The following is a 24,927-nucleotide window of genomic DNA, read 5'->3' on the forward strand; positions in this document are numbered from 1 at the left end:
CCAATCCGGGCTCTGGAAATGCTCGACGCTGGACGCGCGCTCTTGGCGCTTCTGGAAGTCCACGGTGAGCTGGATGCCGGAGGCCGCGTCGGCAAATTCGTCCGGTTCGGTCATGATCCGATGCAGATGGCGGAAGCCGGGGGGGACTGTGACAGAGCGGGCCACGGCGGGATTTATGCGCAAAACGGATAGCAGGGGAAGGAGGCGTTTTGGCAGCCTTGTAGTGTCTTTCCCCTCTCTATGATCCGTAAGTTCCTTCCCCTGCGGCGCTGGCTCGCGCCGCTTTGCGTTCTCGCTTTCTCCGCTCTTGGCTCATCGCTCCATGCCGCGGAGAAGGCCCCGAACATTCTCTACATCGTTGCCGATGACCTCGGCTGGAAGGATGTCGGCTTCCATGGCTCGGCCGACATCAAGACCCCGAATCTCGACAAGCTGGCGGCGGAAGGTGCGCGTCTCGAACGCTTCTACGTGCAACCGATGTGCACCCCCACCCGTGCCGCCCTGATGACCGGCCGCTACCCCTGCCGCTACGGCTTGCAGACGATCGTGATCCCCAGCAAGGGCACCTATGGCTTGGCCACGGATGAAGTGACCCTTCCGGAGGTCCTCAAGGGAGCCGGCTACCGCACCGCCATGATCGGCAAGTGGCACCTGGGGCACGCGGACCGCAAGTACTGGCCCCGCCAGCGCGGTTTCGACTACCACTACGGCGCGGTGCTCGGGGAGATCGATTACTTCACTCACTCCGCCCACGATGTGCTCGACTGGCAGCGCGACAACCAGCCGGTGAAGGAGGAGGGCTACGTGACCCAACTCTTAGGCGCGGATGCGGTGAAGCTGATCGATGGCCACGATACCACGAAGCCGCTCTTCCTCTACCTCGCCTTCACCGCGCCGCACGCGCCCTATCAGGCACCGCCGGAATACCTCGAGCGCTACAAGGGCATCGCCGATGAAACCAAGCGCGCCTACGCCGGCCAGATCACTTGCATGGATGACGAGATCGGCAAGGTGCTCGCCGCGCTGGACAAGAAGGGCATGCGCAAGGACACCCTGATCGTCTTCCACGGCGACAACGGCGGCACCCGCGATGCGGCGATGACCGGCGAGAGCAAGGTCAAGACCGTGCCCTGTGACAACGGTCCACTCAAGGCTGGCAAGGGCACGCTTTACGAAGGCGGCACCCGCGTCCCGGCCTTCGCCAATTGGCCCGGCCATGTGACTGCCGGTGAAACGACGGAAACCATCCACGTGGTGGACATGCTGCCGACCCTCGCGAAGCTCGCGCAGGCCTCCACCGCCAAGTGCAAGCCGCTCGATGGCATCGATGTCTGGCCCGCGATCTCGGCAGGCAAGCCCTCGGGACGCGAGGAGATGCTCTACAATGTCGAGCCCTTCCGCGGTGCAATCCGCCAAGGCCCTTGGAAGTTGGTGTGGAAGAACATGTTGCCATCTTCGGTCGAGCTGTTCGATCTCTCGAAGGATCCCAACGAGACGACCAACCTTGCCACGGAGCAACCCGAGAAGGTGAAGGCCTTGCAAGCGCGTCTGGAGAAGCTCGCCTCGGAATCCGCCAAGCCGCTCTTCATGGAAACCGCGATGCAGGCGGTCTTCAGCGGGATCTTCGGGCCTGCGCCGATTCCCACTGAAGATAACGCTGCCACTGCGGAACCCTGAGAAGCTCGGTTCACCCTCATCATATCCGCACCCGCCAGAGGGAACGGAGGCAGCTCGAAGTCGCCAGGCCGCGGTCCGGGGGGACGCAGTCAGCCCGGTGTTTCGGCTCCCGCCACTCCGTTCCCTCTATCTATTTCCTTGTCGCGCTGCCCAACGCATGACTCGACTCTCCTGATCTCTCTGACAATAAGCACTCACGTGAAACAGATCCTCTCTTCCCTCAAGACCGCCGTCGGACTCGCCATCGCCGCCCTGACCCTGAGCCAATGTGCCACCGGCCCGACCAGCAGTGGTTCCAGCGCCTCGCAGATCGCCACGGACTCGCGCGTCGCCCTGCGGTCTCTCTATCAACAGAACCCGAAGGCCCGCCAGCTCGGCGCCCACGCCAAGGGGATCCTGGTCTTCCCGGCGATAACCAAGGGCGGCTTCATGCTGGGTGGCATGGGTGGCAACGGCGCCCTGGTCCGTCCCGATGGCAGCATCCACGACTTCTATCAGACCGGCGGCCTGTCCTATGGCCTGCAAGCCGGGGTCCAGAAATACGGCTACGCCCTCTTCCTGATGGACCGCGAGGCCTTCGTGAATATCAACCGTGCTGAGGGCTGGGAAATTGGCAGCAGTCCCAGCCTCGTGATCGTGGACAAGGGCAAGGCCAGCTCGCTCTCCACCACCACGATTGACAAAGGCACCTACGCTTTCTTCTTTAATCAGACTGGCCTCATGGGCGGGCTCGGGCTGCAAGGCTCGAAGATCACCCGTATCCATCCGGCCCGCTAAGCTGAATCCAAGTTCCTGCACTCATGAAAGCAGCTCTCGCTTCCCTGTCTCTTCTCACCACACTGGCGTCCGCCCAATCCGGCACGGACTCTTCCGACTGGGAATTCACCCTGGCGCTCTACGCCCCGATGATGGGCTTGGACGGCAACATCGGCGTTGCTGGTTTGCCCACCGCCAATGTGGACATGTCCTTCAGCGACGTCTTCGATCAACTTGATGCCGGCCTGAGCGGCGCCTTCGAAGCGCGCAAGGGGCCGTGGTCGATCACGGCGGATGCGATCTGGATGAAGGTCTCCGCCTCAGCGCCAGGAGGCATCGGCCAGTCCTACCTCCGGCTGGGCGAGGATCAGGTCACGGCCTCGCTCTCGCTGGGCTTCGAGTTTTATGGTAGCGAGACGAGCAGCCTCGATCTGGTCGGCGGTGTCGCGCTGAGCAGCATCGATGCAGACCTGGACCTTATCACCCCGAATTTGCCGGTGAAGATCCGCTCGGCCTCCGGTTCGCAGGAGTGGCTGGATCCCTTCATCGGCCTCCGCTATCGCCAGCAACTCGGCGACTGCTGGACCATCTTCGCCAGCGGCAACTACGGCAGCTTCGATGTCTCTTCGGAGGAATACTGGCAGGCCGTCGCCGGGGTCAGCTACCGTCTCAACGATTGCACCTCGCTTGCTCTGGCTTACCGCGCGATCTCCGTCGACTATCATCAAAGCGGCTTCGTCTACGATGTGGTGAGCAGCGGCCCGAATCTCGGTCTGGTGTTCAATTTCTGAAGAACCCGGCAAAAGAAACGGCATTTCCCGCAAGGGAAATGCCGTTTTGCATTGAGGCTATTGTAAGCCGTTGAATCACTCCGCCGTCAGCGGCGCGTGGATCTTCTTCAGATCCTCCGCAGAGATCTTCTGCACTTTGCGGTCGTAGGTCATCAGACCGTTGATCTCTTCCTCCACATCCGTGGTCTGGGTGTAGACCCCGCCGGAGACGCCCTTGGCCTTGAGCTCGGTCAGCACCTGGATCGACTTCTCGTAGCGCTGGCGATATTCCTCGATGCTCTTCGGCAGGCCACCGTAGCCCCAATTGCCCTTGCTCTCATCCCAGAGGTGATCCTTCACCGGCCAGCCGTGGCCGCCGAATTCACCGACCACCTTGATGAAGTCCTTGTAGCGGGGATCGTTCGTCGGATAGCCCGGATCGGGATAGTGGTGCAGATCCGCGATCGCACCCACCGGCCAGAAGTTGCCGCCGCTCGCGATGTTCACCAGGCGGGTCGGGTCGCGCTTCACCAGCCATTCGCCCACTTCCATGGTGCGGTGCTGGCCCCACGCTTCGTTGAAGGGCGTCCACACCACGATGCTGGGGAAGTTCCCCAAGGTCGTGATCATCGCATCAAGCTCCGCCATCCATTGCAGATGGTCGTCCTCGTTCCACTCCGCATCCTTCGGATTGAGATCGAACTTCGTCCACGGCGGGCTCTCGCCACCGCTCACCTGGTCCTGCCAGACCAGCATGCCGATCTGGTCGCAGTGGTAGTAGTAGCGGCGCGGCTCCACCTTGATGTGCTTGCGGATCATGTTGAAGCCCGCGTCCTTCAGCCACTTGATCTCGAATGCGATTGCCTCGTCGGACGGCGGTGCCAGCAAGCCATCAGGCCACCAACCCTGGTCCAGCGGACCCCAGTGGAAGATCGGCTTGTCATTCAGCGTGAAGCGCCAGTTGCCATCCTTGTCCTGCGCACGGCCGACCTTGCGGATGCCCGTGTAGCTGGTGACCTCATCGCCACCGGGGATGCTCACCTTGATGTCGTAGAGGAAGGGGCTGTCCGGCGACCACAGCTTGGGATTCGGCACCTTCATCTTGATCAGGCCGCCCTTCGATTCCGCCACCACCTTGCCGCCATCCAGCACCTCCGCGTGCAGGGAAGTATTTGCGGAGTCCAGGCCGATGAGCTTCGGCACGATCTTGATCTCGCCGGTCGCGATGTCAGTCGTGATCGCCAGATCCTCGATGCGCTTTTCCGGCACTTCCTCCAGCCACACCGTCTGCCAAATGCCCGAGTTGCGGGTGTAGAAGATGCCGCCGGGATCGAGCACCTGCTTGCCGCGCAGCTGCGCGCCGCCGGTCGCGTCTTCCACCCGCACCGTGATGGTGTTGTCGCTGTCCTTCAGCGTGTCCGTGATGTCGTAGCTGAAAGGCAAGTTGCCGCCGGTGTGGGTGCCGAGCTCCTGTTCGTTGCACCAGACCGTGGTCTTATAGTCCACCGCCTCGAAGCGGATGAAGGTGCGCTTCCCTTCCTTGGCCTTCGCCTCGATCGGACGGCGATACCACAGCGCCTCATGCGGCTGCAACATGCGGCTCACGCCGGAGAGCTTCGATTCGATCGGGTAGGGCACCAGGATCTTGCCGGCCCAAGTCTGCGGAGCCTTCACCCGCAGGTTGGTGATCGCATAGTCCCACTTGCCATTGAGATTGGTCCACTCCTTCCGCTGGAGCTGCGGCCGCGGATACTCGCGCCAGGCATTCTCCGCGGTGACCTTCTCACCCCACGGCGTGATCAGCGGCGAGCGCACCGCACCATCGCTGCCCACCAGACTGCGCAGGTCCGGCGGGGAATCAAAGTCGACCACATGCGCATCGATGTATTGGCCGCCGCTTCCCTGATGACAGTGCACCGCGATCAGATTCTCTCCCGTCTTGAGTGCGGAGCGTTCCGCAGCATCCAGCAGGACGAAGAAGTAGGAGGTCGAGTATTTCTCGAACTTCCGGATCTCCTTGCCGTTCAGATAGACCTCCGCTTCGTCATCGTGGTGGATGAAGAGCGCCGCATTCGTTGGCACCTCCTTCAGCTCGAAGCCGCGGCGGAGCCAGATGTCGTTGGTCGTCCACTCGGTGTTCACCACCCCGCCCGGGGCGCGCTTCTCGCCTTCCTTGCCGCCGAAGCCACCGGGGCCGGATTTCCAGGCAGCGTCGTCAAATCCCGGGGCCTCCCAGCCCTTCGCGGGTTTGTCGGTCGTGTATTTCCAGATGGCGGCGGTGGTCTGCTGCGCTCCGGCCATCGCGGGCAGGAGGGCGGCAGCCGCAGCCACGGCAGGCATCAGCCAGCGGGGTATTCTCAGCGTTCTCATAAAATGGGGATGGCGAAAAGTTGGCCCGTGATACGCGTTTGATGGGCGAATCTTCCGTCTTCTTTGTGACATTCTGCCGCAGGAGTGCTCCCGGGCCTGCCAGCGGGCTGGGGGATTTGAGATCTGGAAATCAGCTAAACACGATTGGATCTCCCCTCCCGCAAGTTCTTTCCCAACCCGGGAAATATTTCCGCACTCCACCTTGTCCCCACTATCGGGGATCGCTGAAAGGGGCAGGCCAAGCCTCCCGTTCCGCCGGTCGATCATGACCAAACATCCCGCGCTGTTCCTCCTTCTGCTGCCCTTGCTGGGTTCGGCGCCCGCCGCTGAAGCCCCACCCGACTATCGCTTCAAGGTGGAGTCCCTGCTCGAGGGAATGCCGCAGCCGATGCAGATGCAATTCGCGCCGGACGGGCGGATCTTCTTCAACGAGATCGCGGGGAAGGTGAAAGTCTTCGACCCGAAGACCCGCGCGATGAAGGAAGTCGGATCGCTGAAGGTCACCAACGCAATGGAGAACGGTCTGCTCGGCATGACCCTCGATCCGAAGTTCGCATCCAACCACCGGATCTATCTCCTCCACTCGCCCCCGGATTTCGAGGGCCAGATCCTCAGCCGCTTCGAGGTGAAGGACGACCAGCTCGACATGGCGAGTCGCAAGGACCTGCTGACCTACGCCGAGCAGCGCAAGGAGTGCTGCCACCACGCCGGCGCCCTGCGCTTCGGTCCGGACGGCTGCCTCTACATCTCAACTGGCGACAATACCAACCCCTTCGGCTCGGACGGCTTCTCGCCGCTGGATGAACGCGACGGCCGCAGCCCCTGGGACTCCCAGAAATCCGCCGCGAATACCAATGACCTGCGCGGCAAGATCCTGCGGATCCTTCCGAAGGACGACGGCAGCTACGAGATCCCCAATGGCAACCTCTTCCCGAAAGACACGCAGGGCACCCGCCCGGAGATCTACGCCATGGGCTTCCGCAATCCCTGGCGCTTCTCCATCGATGCGGCCACCGGCGTGCTCTACGTCGGCGATGTCGGCCCCGATTCCGGCGAGACCCGTGCCGACCGCGGGCCGAACGGCTTCGATACCCTGAACCGCGTCGCCCGGCCGGGGAACTACGGCTGGCCCTACTCGCGCGGCAAGGAACTCTACCACGAGTTCGACTTCGTTGCGAACAAGGCGGGCGCGGCCTTCGATCCTGCGGCTCCGCTCAACAACAGCCCGAACAACACCGGCCTCAAGAAGCTGCCGCCGGTCCAGCCGCCCATGATCTGGTATCCCGGCCGGCCGACGAAGGATTTCCCCTTGCTCGGTGGCGGCGGTCGGACGGCCTGCGGCGGCCCCGTCTTCCATTACAAGCCGGAGTTCGCGAAGAGCGGCGGCTTCCCGGCCTACTATGACCGCAGTATTATTTTCTATGACTGGCAGCGGCCGGGGATGTTCTGGCTGCGGCTCGATGACAAGGGCGGCCTGAAGGAGATGGAGCCCTTCACGAATGTCATTCGCCTGGCCCAGGGCGCCGATGACAAGAGCGGGCGCTTCCAGATCAAGCGCCCGGTGGACATGTGCTTCGGTCCCGATGGTGCGCTCTACGTGATGGACTACGGTGAGACTTGGGGCGCGAACAAGGACGCGCAGCTGGTGAAGATCTCCTTCCAGTCCGGCAACCTCGATCCGGTGGCGAAGATCAAGGCGGAGAATACCAGCGGCCCCGAGCCGCTCACCGTCGCCCTCTCCGCGGAGGAGTCCTATGACCGCGAAGGCCAGCCGCTGCGCTACCAATGGAGCGTGGAGCCGGGTGGTAAAGTGGTGGGCTCCGGAGTGAAGGCCAGCGTCACCATCCCCCAACCCGGCAACTACAGCATCAAGCTGAAGGTCGCCGATCCGCAGGGAGCTCTCGCGGAGACCACCGTCGCCGCGACCGTGGGCAACCACTTGCCGGAAGTCCGCTTTCTGGAACCTGTGGAAGGCAGCTTCATCGATCCGGGTCAGGCACTCCGTTACCAGCTCGCGGTTCATGATACGGAGGACGGCGATAGTGGCCAGAAGGCCGCCGAAATGGATTACCGCACCTTGGTCAATGCCGCATGGAAGTCCTCTAACAAGGATGCCGGCGTGGAGACCGGCCTGGCACTCATGAAGCAGAATGACTGCTTCAACTGCCACTCGGTCGACCAGAAGCTGGTCGGCCCGCCCTTGCTCGATATCGCCAGCCGCTATCGCGGCAAGACGGATGCCGTGGAGCCCGCCGTGCAGCGCGTGATCAAGGGCTCCTCCGGCGTCTGGGGTGAGGTCGGTATGCTGCCGCACCCGCAGATCAATCTCGATGAAGCCAATATCATCGTCCGCTGGATCCTCTCGCTGGAGCCCGGCAAGGCCACGCCATCGCTGATGCGCGGCTTGAGCGGTGAACTGAAGGTGCCGAAGGACACGGCGCTGGAGGGCGGCGTGATTGAGGCCACCTATACCGATACCGGCAAGTCACCCGCGGGACCGCTCGCGACCACCGCCACGCTGCATCTGCTGCCGCGCCGTCTTCAAGCCGAGTCCGGCAAGGTCGAAGGAGCGAAGATCCTGGGTGGCGAAGGCTCCCAAGCCCAGTTTGTCGGTTCAATCGACCACGGCCACCGGATCTCCTTCGGCCGGGTGCAACTCGACACCAGCAGCGGCGTGACCTTCCGCGCCTCCAGCGGCAATGTCGGTGGCAGCATCGAACTCCACGACGGCTCGGCCAATGGTCCCCTGATCGCGAAGGTGGACGTTCCGAATACCGGAGCCTGGGCAAACTGGCGCGAGTTCAAATCCCCGCTCGCCGTCAAAGGCTCCGTCGATCTGGTCGTCGTCTTCGTCAACCCCGGCAAGGGCGGCCTGATGAACCTGGACTGGCTGCAATTCGATCCCTGAAGCGACCTGCTCCCTTACCTGTAGCGGTGTCTATGACCTTCGCACTTCGGCGGCCACAAGCCGCATCGTCAGATCCCCGCCTCACCCTCATCGTAGCTTCCTAAGGAAGGTTCCTGCTATCCGGATTTTCAGACAGCCTCGAATGACACTCACCCAAGGCGTTTCCCTCGGGGGTTTTTCGTCCCAACGGGACGGCTCATAATAGCCCGGCACGAGGAACGAAGCCGGGGAAAGGTCCCTCACGGAATCGGCCTTTTCTCCGCGCCATCAGCCGCCTTGCTCCGCAAGTTGCAACTTTATCGGGCAATAAGCCACCGCAGCGCGAGGCCCGCCCCTATTCCCACGCAGCCCACTGCCATCACGGTCGTCACGGGTGCAATCTCGATCATATCCCCGAGGCGTGCGTGCCACAGCCCTTCATCGATTCCTATCCGCAGCTCGCTGCCGGGCTGCTTGTCTTCGTCTCGTTCGCTTGCTGCAACGAAGGGGCGGGGGTCGCGTGCTGGCACGAAAGGGCGCGGGTCCGCCGCTGCCATGGAAGGGCGGGGGGCCTCGCTCGCCGCGTTGGATTCCAGCAAGGGGCTTTTGGGATAGGCAGGTACGTTGGACATAGTCGTAGTGGATTGCATTTCTGCTTTCGCAGCACCTGTGCCACCCGCTGGCACCGAGTTCCCAGTGCCCCCATCTGTTCCTGATGGGGACGATGCTCTGCAGGAAGCAGAGGATCTTCACGAAGGAGCCTATCTCCCACCCCTGCCGTGATCGTCAAAAGAAGGTCCAGCGAAGGGAATCCCCGGCCGCTCGCCCTCGTGACATTCACGCACCGACCCACCTGCGGCCTTTACAAGCGAAAGATTTCTGCGACTTCTCGCGAGTTTCGGCGTTAAAACTCAAAAATTGCATGAAATCCAAGCTTTCGTGTGTCTCCTCCCTAGGCCTTGCCCTCTCCTCTCTCTTGCTCGTGGGGAAGGCAGCCGCCGAGTATTACAACTTCAACACCGAGGCAGGCTCCGACATCCTCTATCAGGAGGTCCGCTATCCCTATTGGGCCCAGAGCACTTATAACGCCCGCTACTACAACAACGTCCAGGATGAGTCCGGCCACAGCGTCTTCTTCTATTCCGGCACGACCTACGATTCCGCCGTGGCCACCGGCTCCTCCACGCCGCGGAACAACGGCTACATCTGGAGCTTCTGGCCGGTCAGCAATCCGGTGAGCGCGGGGGATGCCGTGGTTCCCGGATGGTGGAATCCGCCCTTCTACGACGTCCCCTCGGTGGGTGAGGGCGCCTCGGGCAAGATCGAGACCACCACCGGCCTTGCCAACATGAACACCAATGTCTGGTACGCCTCCGCCATGCGGGTCTGGCGGCCGACCGGGAATCCCGCGAATCAAGGCAAGGTCGGCCAATGGTTGCGTGATGGCGTCACCGGCCAGTGGAACCACATCGCCACAATGAATGTTCCCTTCGCCGCGACCAAGTTCGACGGCACGATGTCGGGCTTCCTGGAGGACTTCAGCCACGGCAATGCCAACCCGCGCCGCGCGGAGTTCAAGAACATCTACTATCGCAAGGGCAGCTGGAAGCCAGCGACCACTTTCCGCCCTTCGACCCGCCAGGCCACCGAGAAGGGGACCTCGGGAACGATGGAGGATGGCACCGTGGGTTTCTTCGAGACCTGCAGCGGCACGACCTATACCGGCAACATGGGCCCGGGTGCGGTGGAGATGACTTACACCCTGAGCACGCCTGCCAATCCGACTTTCGATCCGCTGGTGGTGGACAACGTCACGGCGGAGGGCAGCTCCGGACAGGTCCACGTGAAGTGGAATCTGCCAGCCACCAGTGCGCCGCAATTTTCCTACAAGGTGGAGGTCTTCCCTTCGCCGGATACTTCGGGCACGCCGGCCTTCACGCTGGCGAAGATCGATCCGGATGTCCGCGAGTGTGTCGTCACCACACCGGGGCAGGGCAGCACCGTGCGCCTGACCATCACCGATATCTTCGACCGCCAGTCCACGCCGGCAGTCGTGAGTGCCGCTGCGGCCGTGCTTGCGGATGCTGTCACTCCCGGCGGCACGGTTCCGGGCCTGGGCTACAAGTACTATGAAACTAGTTTGTCGGCGCTTCCCGATTTCGCTTCGCTGGCGGGCTCCACGCTCAAGATGCAGGGTGCGGTGAATATGCCGGACCTCACCGTGAGGAAGAAGCACACCTCCTATGCCTGCCAGTTCAGCGGCTACGTGAATGTCCCGGCGGACGGCCTGTGGATGTTCTCCCTCGCTTCCTGTGATGGCAGCAAGCTGCTCATCGATGGCAGTCCCGTGATCACCAACGATGGCGTGCACTCCGGTGGCTCGGAGGCGGGCGGCACGCTTGGCCTGAAGGCCGGGCTTCACGCCGTGGAGTTGCAGTATTTCAAGAATTCCTCCACTTCCGGCGACAACGATCAGCTCAGTCTCTCATGGGAGGGTCCGGGCCTCGCGAAGACCTTGATGAAGGAAGCCTGCTGGGCGCGGTTGCCGTCCGGAGGCGAGCCTTCGGTCACGCTGACCTCACCATCCCCGGGCGCCATCATTCCAGCCTCCGCTGCGCCCTTGGCGGCGAATGTGAGTGCGAATGGCCAGACCCTGAACTCCGTGCGCTTCTTCAACAAGGACACGGTCTGGGCGACCAGGACGGGGACCAGTTCACCCTTCAATACTCCCGCCCTCCTCGGCGGCGGTGCGAATCATCTCAAGGCGCGGCTGGTTTATGGTGCAGGCTCGGCCTTCTCCATCGATTCCCCACCCATTGATGTCACCGCGGTGCAGCCGGTGCTTTCGCCATGGAATTTCTCGGCCATCGGCCAGCACGCCTTCCAGTCCGCCGCGGGCTACGATGCCGGCACCTGGTCGCTCGTGGGCGATGGCATGAACATGGCATGGCAGGAGATCAGCGGCGATGAAACGATCATCGCCCATGTCGCGGGCAAGCCGGTGACCGGCTCCGCAAATGGCTCGCAGTTCGATGCCGTTGGCTTCGACACCTCGTGGAATGGCGGGATCATGTTCCGCGAGAACCTCTCGCCCAGTCCGGGTTCGGAACTCGGCAGCCGCTTCGTGGCTCTCTACAAGGAGAACGGCAACTCCACCCGCCTGCAATCGAGCGACGACCAGAATGCCGGTGGCCCGGTCGTGGGTGCAAACCTCGGTAGCAACTACACCTGGTTCAAGCTGCAGCGCGCCGGAACGCTTTTCACTGCTTCCCTTTCTACCGATGGCCTTACTTGGACGGAGGTCGGCACCCGCACCATGGCTACGCCATTTGCTGCCAAGATGTATGTCGGCCTCTTTACCCTAGCACGGCCGAGCACGAATCCGAATCCCCATTGGTGGAAGTTCGACAACGTCAGCCTCGCCAGCATTGGCAGCGGCTTCCAGATCACCACACAGCCGCAGTCGCGCACGGTGTATGAGGGCTCGACCGTGAACTTCTCCGCCACCGTCGCCAGCGCCAAGCCGCTCAGCTTCCAGTGGCAGCGCGGCGAGACCGATATCCCCGGTGCGACTTCCGCCACGCTTACCCTCCCGCAGGTCGATGCCGCGGACGCCGGCAGCTATCGCGTGATCATCTCCGATGGCACCACCACCCTCACCAGTGATCCGGCGACCCTGGCGACGAAGCCCGCCGGCACCGGCTTCCGGCGCGCGGTCGAAGTGCAAGGCCCCTTGGCTTACTGGCGCTTGAACGAAACCGCGGGCCCGACCGCCGTCGATTCCGTGGGATCTAACAACGGCACCTTTGTTGGCTCCTTGACCGTGAATCAAGCGGGGCCTCGGCCCGCGGCCTTTCCTTCCCTTGAGGCCAACAACACCGCCTACAAGTTCAACGGCAACGGTTCGCGCGTCACGATCCCCGCGCTCAACCTGAACTCGAATACGGTCACCATCACCGCATGGGTAAAGCGCAGCGGCAATGCGGCCTCCTTCTCCGGCATCGTCTTCAGCCGCGCCGGAAATACCGTTGCCGGCCTGACCTTCGGGAATAGCAACGAACTCCGCTATACCTGGAATGACACGGGCGGCAGCTACAACTGGAATTCCGGTCTCATTCCGCCCGATGGCCAGTGGACCTTCGTGGCCTTGGTGGTCGAGCCGGGCCAGGCGAAGATCTACATGGATCCCGGCACCGGCTTGGTCTCCGCGACCAACGGGATTTCTCACGCCATTGAGGAATTCAACGGCCTGACCTGCATCGGCCAGGACACCAGCGGCAGCAGCCGCACCTTCAATGGCTGGATCGATGAGGTCGCTCTCTTCAACCGTTCACTTTCCGCCGCCGAGATCGCCGCGATCGATAATCCCGATGCCTCGGTCTCCATGTCCGCGACGACTCTGTTGGCGAAGGAATCGGGCCTCCTTCCCGGCCAGTTTACCGTGAGCCGCGCCTTGGCCTCCACGGCAGCGCCCTTGACCGTGAGCCTTGCGTCCGCTGGCAGTGCCACCCGCGGCAGCGACTACGCCCTTATCGGTGACAGCGTGACCATCCCGGCCGGCGCGAGTTCCGCGACCATCGCGGTGACGCCCTTGGCCGATACCATCGCGGAGGGCCCGGAGACCGTGCAGCTCGGCTTGGTGAAAGGCGGCAGCTACTACATCGCCTCGCCTCCCGCCACGGTCACGATCGAAGACCTGCCCATGGATGCCTGGCGCTTCGGCAAATTCGCGGCCGAGGCGAACAACCCGCTGATCTCTGCCGACGACGTCGACTCCGAGGGCGACGGCATGAACAATCTCCTCGAGTACGGGATGAACACCGATCCCGCGCTTTCGGACTACCAGCTCGGGCCGCAGCTCTCCTATGCAGACGGCATCCTCGCCCTCACCTATCGCCGCAACCTCGCGGCCACGGACATCACCTACACCGTGGTCCAAAGCGAAGGTCTCGGTGAATGGGTGCCCGCCACTGTCAGCGAGCAGATCATCTCGGACGACGGCGTGACCCGCGTGATCAAAGCCAGCCTCGCGCCGTCAGCAGATCCGCTGAAGTTCCTGCGCCTCCGCATCACCCGGCCCTGATTCTCCTGCCTTTCATCTGTGTCCATCCGTGTTAATCCGTGGTTCCTCTGCCTTTGAACCCAAGCCACTTGCCTCATTGGATCTGGTAGACTTGCTCGTGGGATGCCCCCGCGTTTGACCTCCACCCAGTATTCGGCTTGGGTTCGCACAGCGCATGAAACCCGCCGTGCTTCTCATTCTCGCCGTTCCGGCACTCGCCAAGGCGGACCCGAAGCTCGACTTCGCGCTGGGCATCCTCGCTGGCCAACGCGGCGACCGTCTGGCCGCCAATGCCGCGATTGAGAAAGCCCAGGCGGCGGATCCTACCGCCTTTCCCCTCATGACCCGCGTCGCGCAAATGCGCCAGGCCGCTGGGGACGTCGCAGCGGCATCCACCTTCTACCGCGACTTCGCGAAGGCCGCGCCGGAACGCCTCGACGCCCAGATCGCCTACGCCGACTTCTTGCGCGATGTCTCCCCGAATGACGACTTCGCCGGAAAGATCGCTGCCGAGACCTTGGAAAAGGCCGCCCTGCGCTTCCCCCGCAGCCTCGCCATCGAGAAGCGCCTCTTCCGCATCTACGAGTCCATGGAGCAGCGCGAGAAATCGCGCGCGATCTTCGAGGAACTGGCCCAGCCCGGGCTCGGCGATGCCGCGACTCTCGCCGCGGTGGACATGGCGCGGACCCTCTTTCCGAAGGACAATGCCGCCGGTCGCGCCCGGATGGATGAGCTCTTGAAGCAGGCGGTCCAAGCCTCGCCGGACAACCCGGTGCTGGCCCGCACCGCCAGCGAGCACTTCCGCAATACCGGCCGCTTGCCGGAGGCGATGGAGATGCTCGCCAAGCATGTCGCGGCCGATCCTTCCTCGCTGGAACTCCACACCCGCCTCGGCATCCTCCAACTCGCCGCCGAGCGCCAGGCCGATGGCGAGAAGACCTTGAAGGAGGTCCTTGCCATCGATCCGCGGCAGGCCCTCGCCCATCAATCCCTCGCCAAGCTCTACCGGAACCAGGGCAGAATCCCGGAGGCCCTTCCCCATGCCGCGGAGACGCTCAAAATCCGCGGTGGCAGTCCCTCCGAGTTCCTCACCCTCGCCGATGAATTCCTGGCCGCCGACCAGCCGCGCGAGGCCCGTCTGCTGCTGGAGAAAGCGGTCTTCTTCAATCAATCCGATCCCGATCTCGCGGTGAAGCTCGCTGTGGCCACTCGCCGCGATCCGGAGACCCACTCAAGCGCCTCCCGCCTCTTCCGCGAAGCGGAGACCCTCGCGGGCACCGGCGGCGCCGCCAAGGATCCGGTCTTTCTCAGCGAGTTCGCGGAATCGCTTCTGGAAGGCGGCCAAGTGCCCGCCGCCGAAGAACGCCTGCGCGCAGCCATCCGCAGCTACAAGGCGGACCAGAAGAAGGAGCAAGCCGCCGCCATGCGCCGCCTCGCTGGGATCTGGGAGCAGGGCAAGAAGAACGCGGATGCGGCAAGATCGCTGCGGCAGCGGGCGGATGCCTTGGATTCGCCGCAGTAATCACGGTGCAGGACTGAACCAGCGGCACAGCGCTTCCTCCAGTCCATCGCTCGCACCCTTCTCTCCGACCCACGCAAGGCAGGCATCCGGACGGATCAGCATCGAGGGGCCCTTGTCGACGTCGATGCAACGGATCCTCTGCGTGGTGTCGGTAGCAAGCCGGGAAGCCAGTCTGTTAGGCGTGGCGTCGAGAAGGACTCCCATGCCGTCCTGCATCAGATCGTAGAGTGAGCTCTCGGGAGTGATCGCTCGGTTGCCCATCAGTCGTCCCACCTCATCCAGCTCCGATCCCAGATCGTAGCGGATGGCGAGGCCACTCGTCATCTCGCCGATGAACCCGTTGACCTCATTGAATTGCATGAGCTTCGCGAACAGCTCCCGCAGCGCACCCGTTTGTGGATCGGGCCTGAGGATCGCGATCTGGGCCAGGGTATTGGCCAGCACGGCCTCCGCCACCGGCCGCCGCTCGGCTGTATAGGTATCGAGGAAGCTTTCAGGCATCTCGCCACGAACCACCGCGGCGAGCTTCCAGCCGAGGTTGGAAGCGTCCACCAGCCCCAAGCTCAGGCCTTGCCCGCCGAAGGGCGAATGGACATGCGCTGCATCCCCGGCGAGAAGCACCCGGCCCTTGCGATAGGTGTCGACCAGCCGCGTGTTGTCCCCCCAGCGGCTGCCGCTGCTCAGCGCCTTCACCCGGACCTCCTTGGCACTGACGCGGCGCAGCACGGATTCAACCTCCTCTCGTGTGACCGGGGCCTCGCGATCCTCAGGCGGGCCACTGAAGTCGATCAGGACCAACCGCCCGGGGATCGGGCCGTAGGAGAACACCCCGCCCGCCGTGCGATTCCAGCCATTGGGCAAGAGCAGCTCCGGATGATCGATGTCGGCGATCACCTGATAGAAGGTCGTGGTCGGCGGGGTCCCGGGAAAATCGAAACCGGCGCTCTTACGGATGAAGCTGCGACCGCCATCGCAGCCCACCAGCCACCCGCAGCGGATGCTGCTGCCCGGAGACAGCTCCACCTCAATGCCATCCCCATCTTGCCTGAACCCGCGGACCTCACAGCCACGGCGCAGCTCGACCCCGAGAGCCCGGGCTCGCTCCGCCAGCATGGCTTCGAGGCCCTGCTGGTCCACGGCCCGGGTGCGCCGTTCCGGCTCACGCTGTCCATCCTTCCGGATCGGCAGCCCGGCGAAATGGCCGCTAAGCTTCGACCCGCGCCCGCGGCTGTCGGCTACGTTCCGCTCAATGAACTGCTGGATCACCGCAAAGCTCCGCTCTTCCTCGGCAGCGATGGCCACGGCCATTCCGCGACGCAGCAAGGCTTCGGCGGCGAGGGGGCCGATCGACTTCGCCTTCATGGCCGTGTTTGGGGCGGCCAGCCGCTCCAGCACGAGGACCTTTGCGCCTCCGAGTGCCAGTTCGATGGCAGTCAGAAGCCCGACCGGCCCCGCACCCACCACGACCACATCAAATTGCATTTTCATATACTCTATCCAAAATTGGACTGAGTATATTTTTGGCGGCTTGCAGCACCGGGTCAACAGAAATATATACTGAGTCCAGAAATCTGAGCATGCCAGCATCCTCCGACCGCCGCTCCCGCAAGCGCCAAGCCACCCGGCAGGCCATCTCCGACGCCGCCACCCGCCTCTTCATCGAGCGCGGCTTCGACCAGGTGACGGTGGACGAGATCGCCGCCGCCGCCGACGTCGGGCGGATGACGGTCTTCAACCACTTCGTCCGCAAGGAGGACATGTTCTTCGACCGCGACGAAGAGGGTCGTGAGATCCTGCGCGAAGCCTTGCAGCAGCGCGATCCCGGCGTCGCTCCTCTCGAAGCCTACCGCCTGCTCGCCCATCGCCTGGTGGCGGAGCGAAGTCCGGCGATCGAGTTCTCTTCACGGAGCCGAGCCTTTGTAGAGGCGGTCGAAGCCAGCGAAACCCTCAAGGCCCGCGCCCGGGCGATCCGCGATGAGTTTGCGCAAGTCGTAGCGCTCGCGCTATCCGCTGGTGCCGGACGGCCCGGCGACGATCCTGAGGCCCAACTGGCCGCGAGTTTGCTTCTGGCGACTTGGAGCGTGGCCTTCATCCAAGCACACCGGACCTTCCGGCAGGGGCAAGATCCGGAGGCGGCACAAGCGGTCTTCCTCGCGATCATCGACAAGGGCAGCCTCGGCCTGAACGCCACCATGGCGGGCTCTCCCTACGTGTGAGCGCCACAAAAAATGAGTCCGCACAGTTTCCTGTGCGGACTCGAAAGCGAGGCGGGAGCTAGTGCGTGGCTTGGCTTATTTCTTCCCCTCGGTGATCCCGGGCCAGTTGTCGGTCCGGAAGGGCTCGGCGGGCAGGCCCTCCTTGTTGAAGAGGGTCGCCACCGGGTTGGAGGCCCAGGCGTAGCGCACTGCCACCGGGGCGCTGACCTGCGGGGAGGACACAACCACCGTGTTCCCATCGATCTTGGCGTCCGCCCAGACGAACTTTTTGTCCTCACCGGCGATGGCGAAGCTCGCCAGCTCGCCGCTCTTCGCGACCAGACCGCCTCCGATGCTGTCGAAGCTCAGGCGCATCGCGCTGCCTTCGACCTTGGCTTCCTTGAATTCCGGACCGGCGGCCACGACCTGCTTGCCGTAGGTCTTGGCCAAGGCCTGCAAAGCCAGACGCTTGCCCACGTCCTGCTTGTTGCGCGGGTGGATGTCGTTGGCCTCGCCGATGTCGATGATCGTGGCGATCCCGCTGTGCGGCACCTTCTTGGCGGTCAGAGACTGGGCCTCGCGGAGTTCAGCCCACTCGGACTCACCGGGCTCGGGCAGGATCTTGGTGAAGTTCGCCAGTTGGACGATGTAGAAGGGGAAGTCACCCTGGCCGAAGCGCTTGCGCCAGTCGCCGATCATCGCCGGCAGGAGCGTGCGGTACTGGGCTGCGCGGGAAGCGTTGCTCTCACCCTGATACCAGATCGCACCCTTGATGCCAAAGGGCAGCAGCGGGGAGATCATCGAATTGTAGAGGACCGTCGGGATGTTCGGGTTCTGGCCCATGCGCTTCGGAAAGGCGGGAACCTTCTGGAGATCGGCGCTGGTCTTGTAATGCCAAGCTCCGGCGAGGGAGACCGGGGACTGGCCGTCCATGGTCAGCTTCATCGAATCAGGAGAGCCGGTGAAACCGCCGTTGCCATTGATGTCGAGCACCCGCACGGCAATCGAGTTGGCCCCGGCCTTCAGCACACCGGCGGGAATCTTGTAGGAGCGACCCTTCATGAAGCCGTCGGTCGCGCCGACTTGGCGGCCGTTCACCCACGCGGTGTCCTCATCATCGATCGGGCCGAGGTTGAGGACAGCCTCCTTACCCGCGGCGGCGGCAGGAATGTCGACGCTGCGGCGGAACCACGCCACACCGTCGAAATTGGCCAGTTCGGCCACATTCGAGCCGCTCCACGCGGCTGGTTGGGTCATTTCCGGCCAAGAGCTGTCGGCAAACTCCGCAGCGGACCACTTCTTGGCATCTGGGTCATTCTTCGCGTACCATTCCTCTTGGAGGGCAGCCTCGCCGGAGGAGGATTTGGACTGCCGTTCAAGGTCTTCCATCGCCTGGTTGAAGTCCTGGAGCGGGGTCAGGGCCTCCTTGCTGGTCCATGCTTCGGCAATGGTGCCGCCCCAAGACGTGTGGAGCAGGCCGATTGGCACGCCCAGTTCCTTGTGAAGCTCACGGCCGAAGAAGTAGCCCACGGCGGTGAAACTCCCGGCGGTTTTTGGAGAGCAAACCTGCCAACCGTCACTGGAGAAGCTAGCCTTTGGGTCGGCGGAGGTGACGTGAGGAATGAGGAGATGGCGGATCTGGGGGAAATTGGCCTCGGCGATTTCTGTCTGGGCGTTGTTCGAATTGGAGAGCACCCATTCCATGTTCGACTGGCCGGAGCAGATCCAGACGTCACCTACCAAGACATCCTTCAGCGTCACGCTTTCCGGGCCTTCCACGCTCAGGGTGTAGGGGCCGCCGGCTGGAAGCGCGGGGAGGGTGGCAAGCCACTTGCCGTCGGCCCCGGCCTTCGCCTCCGCAGTTTTCCCGGCGATGCTCACTTTCACGGTCGAGCCCGCCTGGGTCCAGCCCCAGACCGCGTCCTGCTGGTCGCGCTGGAGCACCATGTTGTCGGTGAAAACCGGGGATAGGAAGGGCTCCGCGGCGGAGGCGATCGAGATGGCAAAAACAGCGGCGGCGGTCGGGTACAGAGGTCTCATGAGCACGAGCTAAACGCGCCCGCGGGGAAATTCCTTCACCAAGCGCCGGGCAAAGTGGGACATCAGAGTTCCCCGCTTCTTGATGCTCGTTAGACCTTAAGGGATTGCAAAGCTGAAATCCGGTGTATATACACCCGCGCCCCGCCAGCCACATGAACCAGCCGTCGTCCCTTCTGAGCATTATTGCGGCCTCGCTCGCCCTGCTTCTCGCCAACTGCGCCAACAAGTCTGTGACCATGGGTCCGGACGGCAAGCCCGTGGATGCGAAAGGCAAGGCGACCAATCCCTTCCCGCCGGGAACCTACGATCATTTCAAAGCCGAGCCGGACTACCCCAAGACCATGCAGGTCTGGAAGAACGACAAGCTCCTTGCCGAGACCAATGCGGAGAACTCGCACATCGAGATCTCGCTGTCGAAGCAGCGCGGTTTCTTCATGAAGGGCGATGAGGTCGTGATCGACTACCCGGTTTCCAGCGGCGTGCCTTCGCGGCCGACACCTCCGGGCGACTACAAGATCCTTGAGAAGCAGATCGACAAGGCCTCCAACAACTATGGCAAGGCCTTCGACGCCGAAGGCAACCAAGTGGATGGCGAAACGCCAGCCGCAGTGCCGGAAGGCGGCAAGTTCGTCGGCTCGCCGATGCCCTACTGGATGCGCCTGACCTGGGATGGTGTGGGCCACCACATCGGGCCGCTCCCGAAGTCGCGCCGCCCGGCCTCGCATGCCTGCGTCCGCGGTCCCCGAGCCGTGATCCCGATCGTTTACGACAAGGTGAAGGTCGGCACGCCGGTCTCCGTGAAGGAGGACTGATAGCTGGCGCTCCGGAAAAATTTCCAGAGCTTCGCGGAACTCGCGTGTCTTGAAGGGCAGCGATGAAATCCCCGCGAAGCTTTGGGTGGTCGCCGTTTATCGGCCAGCAGGCAAGGATGGCCCAGGCTTCTGCAGCGATGAAGTGATCGTGCAGATTCCGGAGTAAGAAAAAGCCCCGGGCGCTGCTGCGACCGGGGCGGGGAATTTTCGGGAAATCCGTGAGGGGCGGGGCTTACTTCTCCTCTTCCATGAAGGCTTCGTGGCCTTCCTTCTTCTGGCCTTTGAGGGTGTCGACCAGCTTGGCGACGGCGGGCATGTCCTTCGCAAGATAGGCGGATTCCACTTCGCAGAGCGAGACGTAGAGCTTGCCCATCTGGGCTTTGTATTTGGCCAGCGCCTTCTCCTTTTCTTCCCCGGCCGGCATCTTCTCGAGCATCTCGGGGGTCATTGTGATCCCCTTGAGGACGAATCCCTGGGCTTCGCGTGCGCTGGCAGCGCCCTTTGCGGAGTCGGTCTCCTTCTTGAAGCTCTTGTAGACGTCGTTCAGCTTCTCCATCTCCTTGGCGAGCGGGGTGTCCTTTTCTTCGGCACCGGCACGCACCGGCCCGAAGACCGTGGCAACGAGGAGGATTGCGGGGAAAATCAGTTTCTTCATACGCACGCGCATACAGCGTGGAGCGTGCCGAACTGTCAAGGGAGTGAGCCCGCGCCAGTTCGTCCAAGGTCCACGAGGCCTATGATTCACCGGGAAATCGCCACTTGATGATAAATCCTGCCATCGGGTGGCGCTCTCTCCACGATGAAAGCAATCGTCCCCTGCACACTGGCCGCACTCACCGTCGGAATCGCCACTGGTTGGATGCTAAGGGGAGACGGCGGTGCCGCTAAACCAGCTGTTGAGGTTGCCAAGGAAGCCAAGGCCGAGGATCGGACGGCTGCGCCGGGAGGGTCCGCGATTGCCGGCGATTCATCCGGGTCGGGCGAGAACCAGAAGTCACAGATCCGCGGCCCGAAGGACAAGCCGAAGGACATTTCTTCCGCGATCGCCGACGAGCACCTGGCGAAGATGATGGAAGGTATTAAGGAGCAGCACACGAAGCGCTCCGAGGCGCGGATCGCCGCGCTGACCGAGAAGCTGGGCCTGGATGCAGGGCAGCAGGCGAAGCTGCGCGAATACTTCGAGAAGACCAACCCGGCGACCACCATCACGAAGGCTGGCGACGGGAAGGGCATCAAAATCGAGAGTAAGTCCACGGATTCCCCGGGCTCGCTGGAGGATGTGATGAAGAACCTGCTCAGCGCGGATCAGTCGGAGAAGTATGAGGAAATGAAGGAGACCGAGCGCAACCAGAAGATCGAGGCGCGGACCCTGCGCGAGATGGCCTCGCTGACCCAAGCGGTCGAACTCCGCGATGACCAGCGTCAGGCGGTTTACGATATATTGGAGAAGCAGGCGCGGACTGATGTGGAGGGCGGCGGTGCAGGCTCGCTTGCCATCGGCGGTCTCATGGCCGGAGTAGCGCCGGTGATTGAATTCTCGGATCTCGGCGGCGGCGCGGCGATCGGTGGCGCGACGGTGACCTCGAATGTGGATGTCATGGCCATCAAGGCCGATGGTGGTCCCGAGGGCGGGAATATCGATCACGAGGCCACCATGAAGCAGATGGAGGAGCAGCGTAAGGCGAGCGTGGATAACAAGGTGAACAGCCTCGCCGGCGTGCTAGATGCCTCACAACTGGCGAAATACCGCCAGAGCCTGGAGCAGGGGCCGATGTTGTTCTCCCGTTGAGTGCTTCTCAGTCGTTGCTCCACTGCCACTCGGCATCAAGCGGGAGCCGGAGGGCAAGCCGGGGTCTTCATGGAGTAGGACTGACTTGCTTCTTTGGCTGCGGGACGGACACTTCAGCCCGTGATTCAGGAGGGCGACGTGGTAACGGCAGAGGTCATGCGCCTCGAATCGTACGGCGCCTACTTCGACCACGAAGGTATCTCAATCCTGGTGCTGGGGCCGGACGCTTCTCCGGGTGGTGATATTTTGGTGGAGGATCTCTTTAAAGTTGGCCAGCAGGCGAGGGTTCGGGTCGGTCACTTTGTTGAGAGCGATCAGCGATTTCGTGGCTACATCCACGCGGAGTAGGGATTGGATTCGGAAAGACCGGGCGCGGGTTGCCGCTTTCAGCGCAAAGGAGGCAGGTCTTCCCCTTGCCTCCGGGCGCGGGGCTCCCCAAACTCCCGGGCAGATGTCCGCACCGACGCTCACCCCGATGATGGCGCAGTATCAATCGATGCGCCGCTCGCTGCCTGACGACGTGCTGCTGCTCTACCGGCTGGGCGACTTCTACGAGATGTTTTTTGAGGACGCGAAGACCGCCGCGCCGATCCTCAATGTCGCCCTGACCAAGCGCAACCTGATCCCGATGTGCGGGGTGCCCTACCACGCCGCGGACAACTACATCGCGCGCCTGGTGAAGGCCGGCAAGCGGGTTGCGATCGCCGAGCAAACCAGCGAGCCGAAGCCGGGGAAAATCGTGGAGCGTGAGATTGCACGGATCATCTCCGCCGGCTCGATCGTGGAGACCCATCTGCTGGATGACCAGCGGCCGAACTACCTCGCCGCGGTGTTCCATCTCGGAAAGGTGAGGGGGCTTGCCTGCGTCGATCATTCCACCGGTGAGTTCACGGTCGCCGAGTTTGCCGACCAAGGCTTGCTCGATGATGAACTGGCACGCCTGACGCCTTCGGAGCTCCTCATTTCCGATGAGCAGATCGCGCTCTTCGGCGCGCTTGGCGCATCCCAGCCCTACGATGGCTACGCCTTCCTGCCGGATCCCGCACGGCAGATGCTGTGTGAGCACTTCGGGGTTCACTCGCTGGATGGCTATGGCTGCGGGGATGCCCACGCCGCGGTGGCTGCGGCCGGTGCGATCCTGCACTATCTGGTTCACCAGCTTCGCCGGCCCTGCGATCACCTGCGCTCGCTGCGGGTGCGTGAGAATGCCCGGCACGTGCTGATCGATGCCGCCTCGCAGCGCAACCTCGACCTGATCGACTCGCGCTCTGGCAAGAAGCATACCCTTCTCGGCGCGCTCGACCGCACCAAGACCCCGATGGGCGCGCGCCTGCTGCGCGACTGGATCCTCCATCCGCTGCGTGATCGCGAGACTCTGGACAAGCGCCACGACTTCATCGCCGCGCTGCTGGCAGAGCCCTTCATTCTCTCGAAGTGCCGCGAGTCGCTGCAGGGCATCCGTGATATCGAACGCACGGTCGGCCGCCTGTCGCAGAGCGCGGGGAATGCGCGTGACCTGCAATCGCTTGCCTTCTCGCTGGGCCAAATCCCGGAATTGCTGGATGACTTGGCCTCGCTGTCCGCGCCGCCTTCCTCGCTGCCGCAGCCGCAGACCTTTCCTGAACTCGTCATTCACCTGAAGAACTCGCTCGTCGATGAACCACCCGCGATCCTCCGCGACGGTGGGATGATCCGCGACGGCCACTCGACCGAACTCGACGAGCTGCGTTCACTCTCACGCGATGGCAAGTCGTGGATCGCCAAGCTCCAGGAAGACGAGCGCAAGCGTACCGGCATCGAGTCGCTGAAGGTGAAGTTCAACAACGTCTTCGGTTACTTCATCGAGATCACTTCCTCGAAGCTGGCCAAAGTGCCGGACGACTACACGCGCAAGCAGACGATGGCGAACTGCGAGCGCTACATCACCCCGGCGCTGAAAGAGATGGAGAACAAGGTGCTGGGCGCGGAGGAGCGCTCCAAGCAACTGGAGATGGAACTCTTCCTGCAACTCCGCGCGGAAGTCTGCGCGCACCTCGAGCCTTTGCAGCGCACGGCAGCAGCCATCGCTGAGATCGACGTGCTCTGTGGTCTGGCGGAGACGGCGCAGACGCACGGGCATGTGCGCCCGCTGCTGGACGATTCTCGTTCGCTCTCGATCGTGGACGGCCGCCACCCCGTGCTGGAGCAGACCCTGGTGGAAGAGAAGTTCGTGCCGAACGACAGCACTTTCGATCCGGCCGATAGTCTCCTGCAGATTCTCACCGGGCCGAACATGGCTGGTAAGTCCACCTACATCCGCCAAGTCGCCTTGATCACACTGATGGCGCAGGTCGGGGCCTTCGTGCCGGCCGAGAGTGCCGCGGTGGGCATGGTCGACCGCATCTTCTGCCGCGTCGGTGCTTCCGATGACCTCTCGCGCGGTCAATCCACCTTCATGGTGGAGATGAACGAGACCGCTCTCATCCTGAACCACGCCACCGACAAGTCGCTGGTGATCCTCGATGAGATCGGCCGCGGCACCGCGACCTTCGACGGTCTCTCCATCGCCTGGGCCGTGGCCGAGCACCTGCACGATATCATCGGTTGCCGCACCCTCTTCGCCACCCACTACCACGAACTCACCGACCTCGCGAACACCCGCCCGGCGGTCGCGAACTTCAACGTGGCGGTCCGGGAGTGGAACGACGAGATCATCTTCCTGCGCAAGATCCTGCCGGGTGCGGCGGACAAGAGTTACGGGATCCAGGTAGCCCGTCTCGCCGGCCTGCCCAAGCCGATCATCGAGCGGGCAAAGGCGATCCTGTCGCACCTTGAGCTGCACTCGACCAAGCCGGATGCGAAGAAGCAGGGCCCGAAGGCGAAAAACACCCGCCAGCCCGCGATGCCCGAGCCGAATCCGCCGCAGATGGACTTGTTCGGCGAAATGTAGCTTAGCGCTGAATTGCGATTGCCCAAGAGCGAAGAAGCAATCTCAGGCCACCATGCGCAGCCTGCGCTTTTCATCCGGCTCGTGAACTGTTAGCGCTTCTCCCGTTCCGCGCGCTCCT

At 63.1% G+C, this 24,927-nt stretch carries 15 protein-coding genes; 11 read left to right on the plus strand and 4 right to left on the minus strand.

Annotated features, from left to right (window positions below; translation table 11 throughout):
* Positions 1-240 precede the first annotated feature (240 nt).
* From BV071_RS20680 to BV071_RS20690, 3 genes are all read left to right on the plus strand, one after another.
* Positions 241-1,677 carry an arylsulfatase gene (locus BV071_RS20680; protein WP_035611414.1) on the plus strand — a complete coding sequence of 479 codons (1,437 nt, stop codon included), beginning with the start codon at positions 241-243 and terminating at the stop codon, positions 1,675-1,677.
* 198 nt (positions 1,678-1,875) lie between these two features.
* A complete protein-coding gene (locus BV071_RS20685; RefSeq protein ID WP_052573680.1) occupies positions 1,876-2,454 on the plus strand; it encodes a YSC84-related protein in 579 nt (192 codons plus the stop codon).
* A gap of 23 nt (positions 2,455-2,477) precedes the next feature.
* Positions 2,478-3,224 carry a hypothetical protein gene (locus BV071_RS20690; RefSeq protein WP_035611416.1) on the plus strand — a complete coding sequence of 249 codons (747 nt, stop codon included), beginning with the start codon at positions 2,478-2,480 and terminating at the stop codon, positions 3,222-3,224.
* A gap of 75 nt (positions 3,225-3,299) precedes the next feature.
* Here BV071_RS20690 and BV071_RS20695 read toward each other — a convergent pair whose 3' ends face one another.
* Positions 3,300-5,573 carry a glycoside hydrolase family 2 gene (locus BV071_RS20695; protein WP_035611418.1) on the minus strand — a complete coding sequence of 758 codons (2,274 nt, stop codon included), beginning with the start codon at positions 5,571-5,573 and terminating at the stop codon, positions 3,300-3,302.
* A gap of 265 nt (positions 5,574-5,838) precedes the next feature.
* Between BV071_RS20695 and BV071_RS20700 the strand changes: the two genes are divergently transcribed.
* From BV071_RS20700 to BV071_RS20715, 3 genes are all read left to right on the plus strand, one after another.
* A complete protein-coding gene (locus BV071_RS20700; protein ID WP_035611420.1) occupies positions 5,839-8,481 on the plus strand; it encodes a PQQ-dependent sugar dehydrogenase in 2,643 nt (880 codons plus the stop codon).
* Positions 8,482-9,382: 901 nt separating this feature from the next.
* Positions 9,383-13,543, plus strand: coding sequence for a LamG-like jellyroll fold domain-containing protein (locus BV071_RS20710; RefSeq protein WP_035611424.1), 4,161 nt, complete (start codon positions 9,383-9,385; stop codon positions 13,541-13,543).
* A gap of 154 nt (positions 13,544-13,697) precedes the next feature.
* On the plus strand, positions 13,698-15,044 hold the full coding sequence (locus BV071_RS20715) for a tetratricopeptide repeat protein (RefSeq protein WP_035611426.1): 1,347 nt from the start codon (positions 13,698-13,700) through the stop codon (positions 15,042-15,044).
* On the opposite strand, the gene BV071_RS20720 is transcribed toward BV071_RS20715, so the two are convergent.
* The gene (locus BV071_RS20720) at positions 15,045-16,532 is read right to left on the minus strand and encodes an FAD-dependent oxidoreductase (RefSeq protein WP_052573681.1); all 1,488 of its coding nucleotides are present in this window, start codon (positions 16,530-16,532) and stop codon (positions 15,045-15,047) included. It lies immediately after the preceding gene.
* A gap of 89 nt (positions 16,533-16,621) precedes the next feature.
* Between BV071_RS20720 and BV071_RS20725 the strand changes: the two genes are divergently transcribed.
* Positions 16,622-17,260 carry a TetR/AcrR family transcriptional regulator gene (locus tag BV071_RS20725; protein WP_035611428.1) on the plus strand — a complete coding sequence of 213 codons (639 nt, stop codon included), beginning with the start codon at positions 16,622-16,624 and terminating at the stop codon, positions 17,258-17,260.
* Positions 17,261-17,335: 75 nt separating this feature from the next.
* Here the strand turns inward: BV071_RS20725 and BV071_RS20730 are convergent, their stop codons facing one another.
* Entirely contained in the window at positions 17,336-19,279 is a 1,944-nt protein-coding gene (locus BV071_RS20730) for a sialate O-acetylesterase (protein WP_035611429.1), read from the minus strand.
* A gap of 152 nt (positions 19,280-19,431) precedes the next feature.
* Between BV071_RS20730 and BV071_RS33385 the strand changes: the two genes are divergently transcribed.
* A complete protein-coding gene (locus tag BV071_RS33385; protein WP_052573682.1) occupies positions 19,432-20,091 on the plus strand; it encodes a L,D-transpeptidase in 660 nt (219 codons plus the stop codon).
* 232 nt (positions 20,092-20,323) lie between these two features.
* Here the strand turns inward: BV071_RS33385 and BV071_RS20740 are convergent, their stop codons facing one another.
* Positions 20,324-20,746: a cytochrome b562 gene (locus BV071_RS20740; protein ID WP_035611431.1), complete on the minus strand. Its 423-nt coding sequence runs from the start codon at positions 20,744-20,746 to the stop codon at positions 20,324-20,326.
* Between the two features lie 144 nt (positions 20,747-20,890).
* Between BV071_RS20740 and BV071_RS20745 the strand changes: the two genes are divergently transcribed.
* The 3 genes from BV071_RS20745 to mutS all read left to right on the plus strand — a co-directional run bounded on the left by BV071_RS20745 (position 20,891) and on the right by mutS (position 24,809).
* Positions 20,891-21,880 carry a hypothetical protein gene (locus tag BV071_RS20745; RefSeq protein WP_035611433.1) on the plus strand — a complete coding sequence of 330 codons (990 nt, stop codon included), beginning with the start codon at positions 20,891-20,893 and terminating at the stop codon, positions 21,878-21,880.
* A 120-nt stretch (positions 21,881-22,000) separates the two neighbouring features.
* Positions 22,001-22,228 carry a S1 RNA-binding domain-containing protein gene (locus BV071_RS20750; RefSeq protein ID WP_035611434.1) on the plus strand — a complete coding sequence of 76 codons (228 nt, stop codon included), beginning with the start codon at positions 22,001-22,003 and terminating at the stop codon, positions 22,226-22,228.
* A gap of 103 nt (positions 22,229-22,331) precedes the next feature.
* Complete coding sequence (gene mutS, locus BV071_RS20755; protein WP_265594700.1) at positions 22,332-24,809, plus strand: DNA mismatch repair protein MutS; 2,478 nt, start codon at positions 22,332-22,334, stop codon at positions 24,807-24,809.
* Positions 24,810-24,927 lie beyond the last annotated feature (118 nt).

Origin of the sequence: Haloferula sp. BvORR071 (genome assembly GCF_000739615.1) — a bacterium.
GTDB lineage: Bacteria > Verrucomicrobiota > Verrucomicrobiia > Verrucomicrobiales > Akkermansiaceae > Haloferula.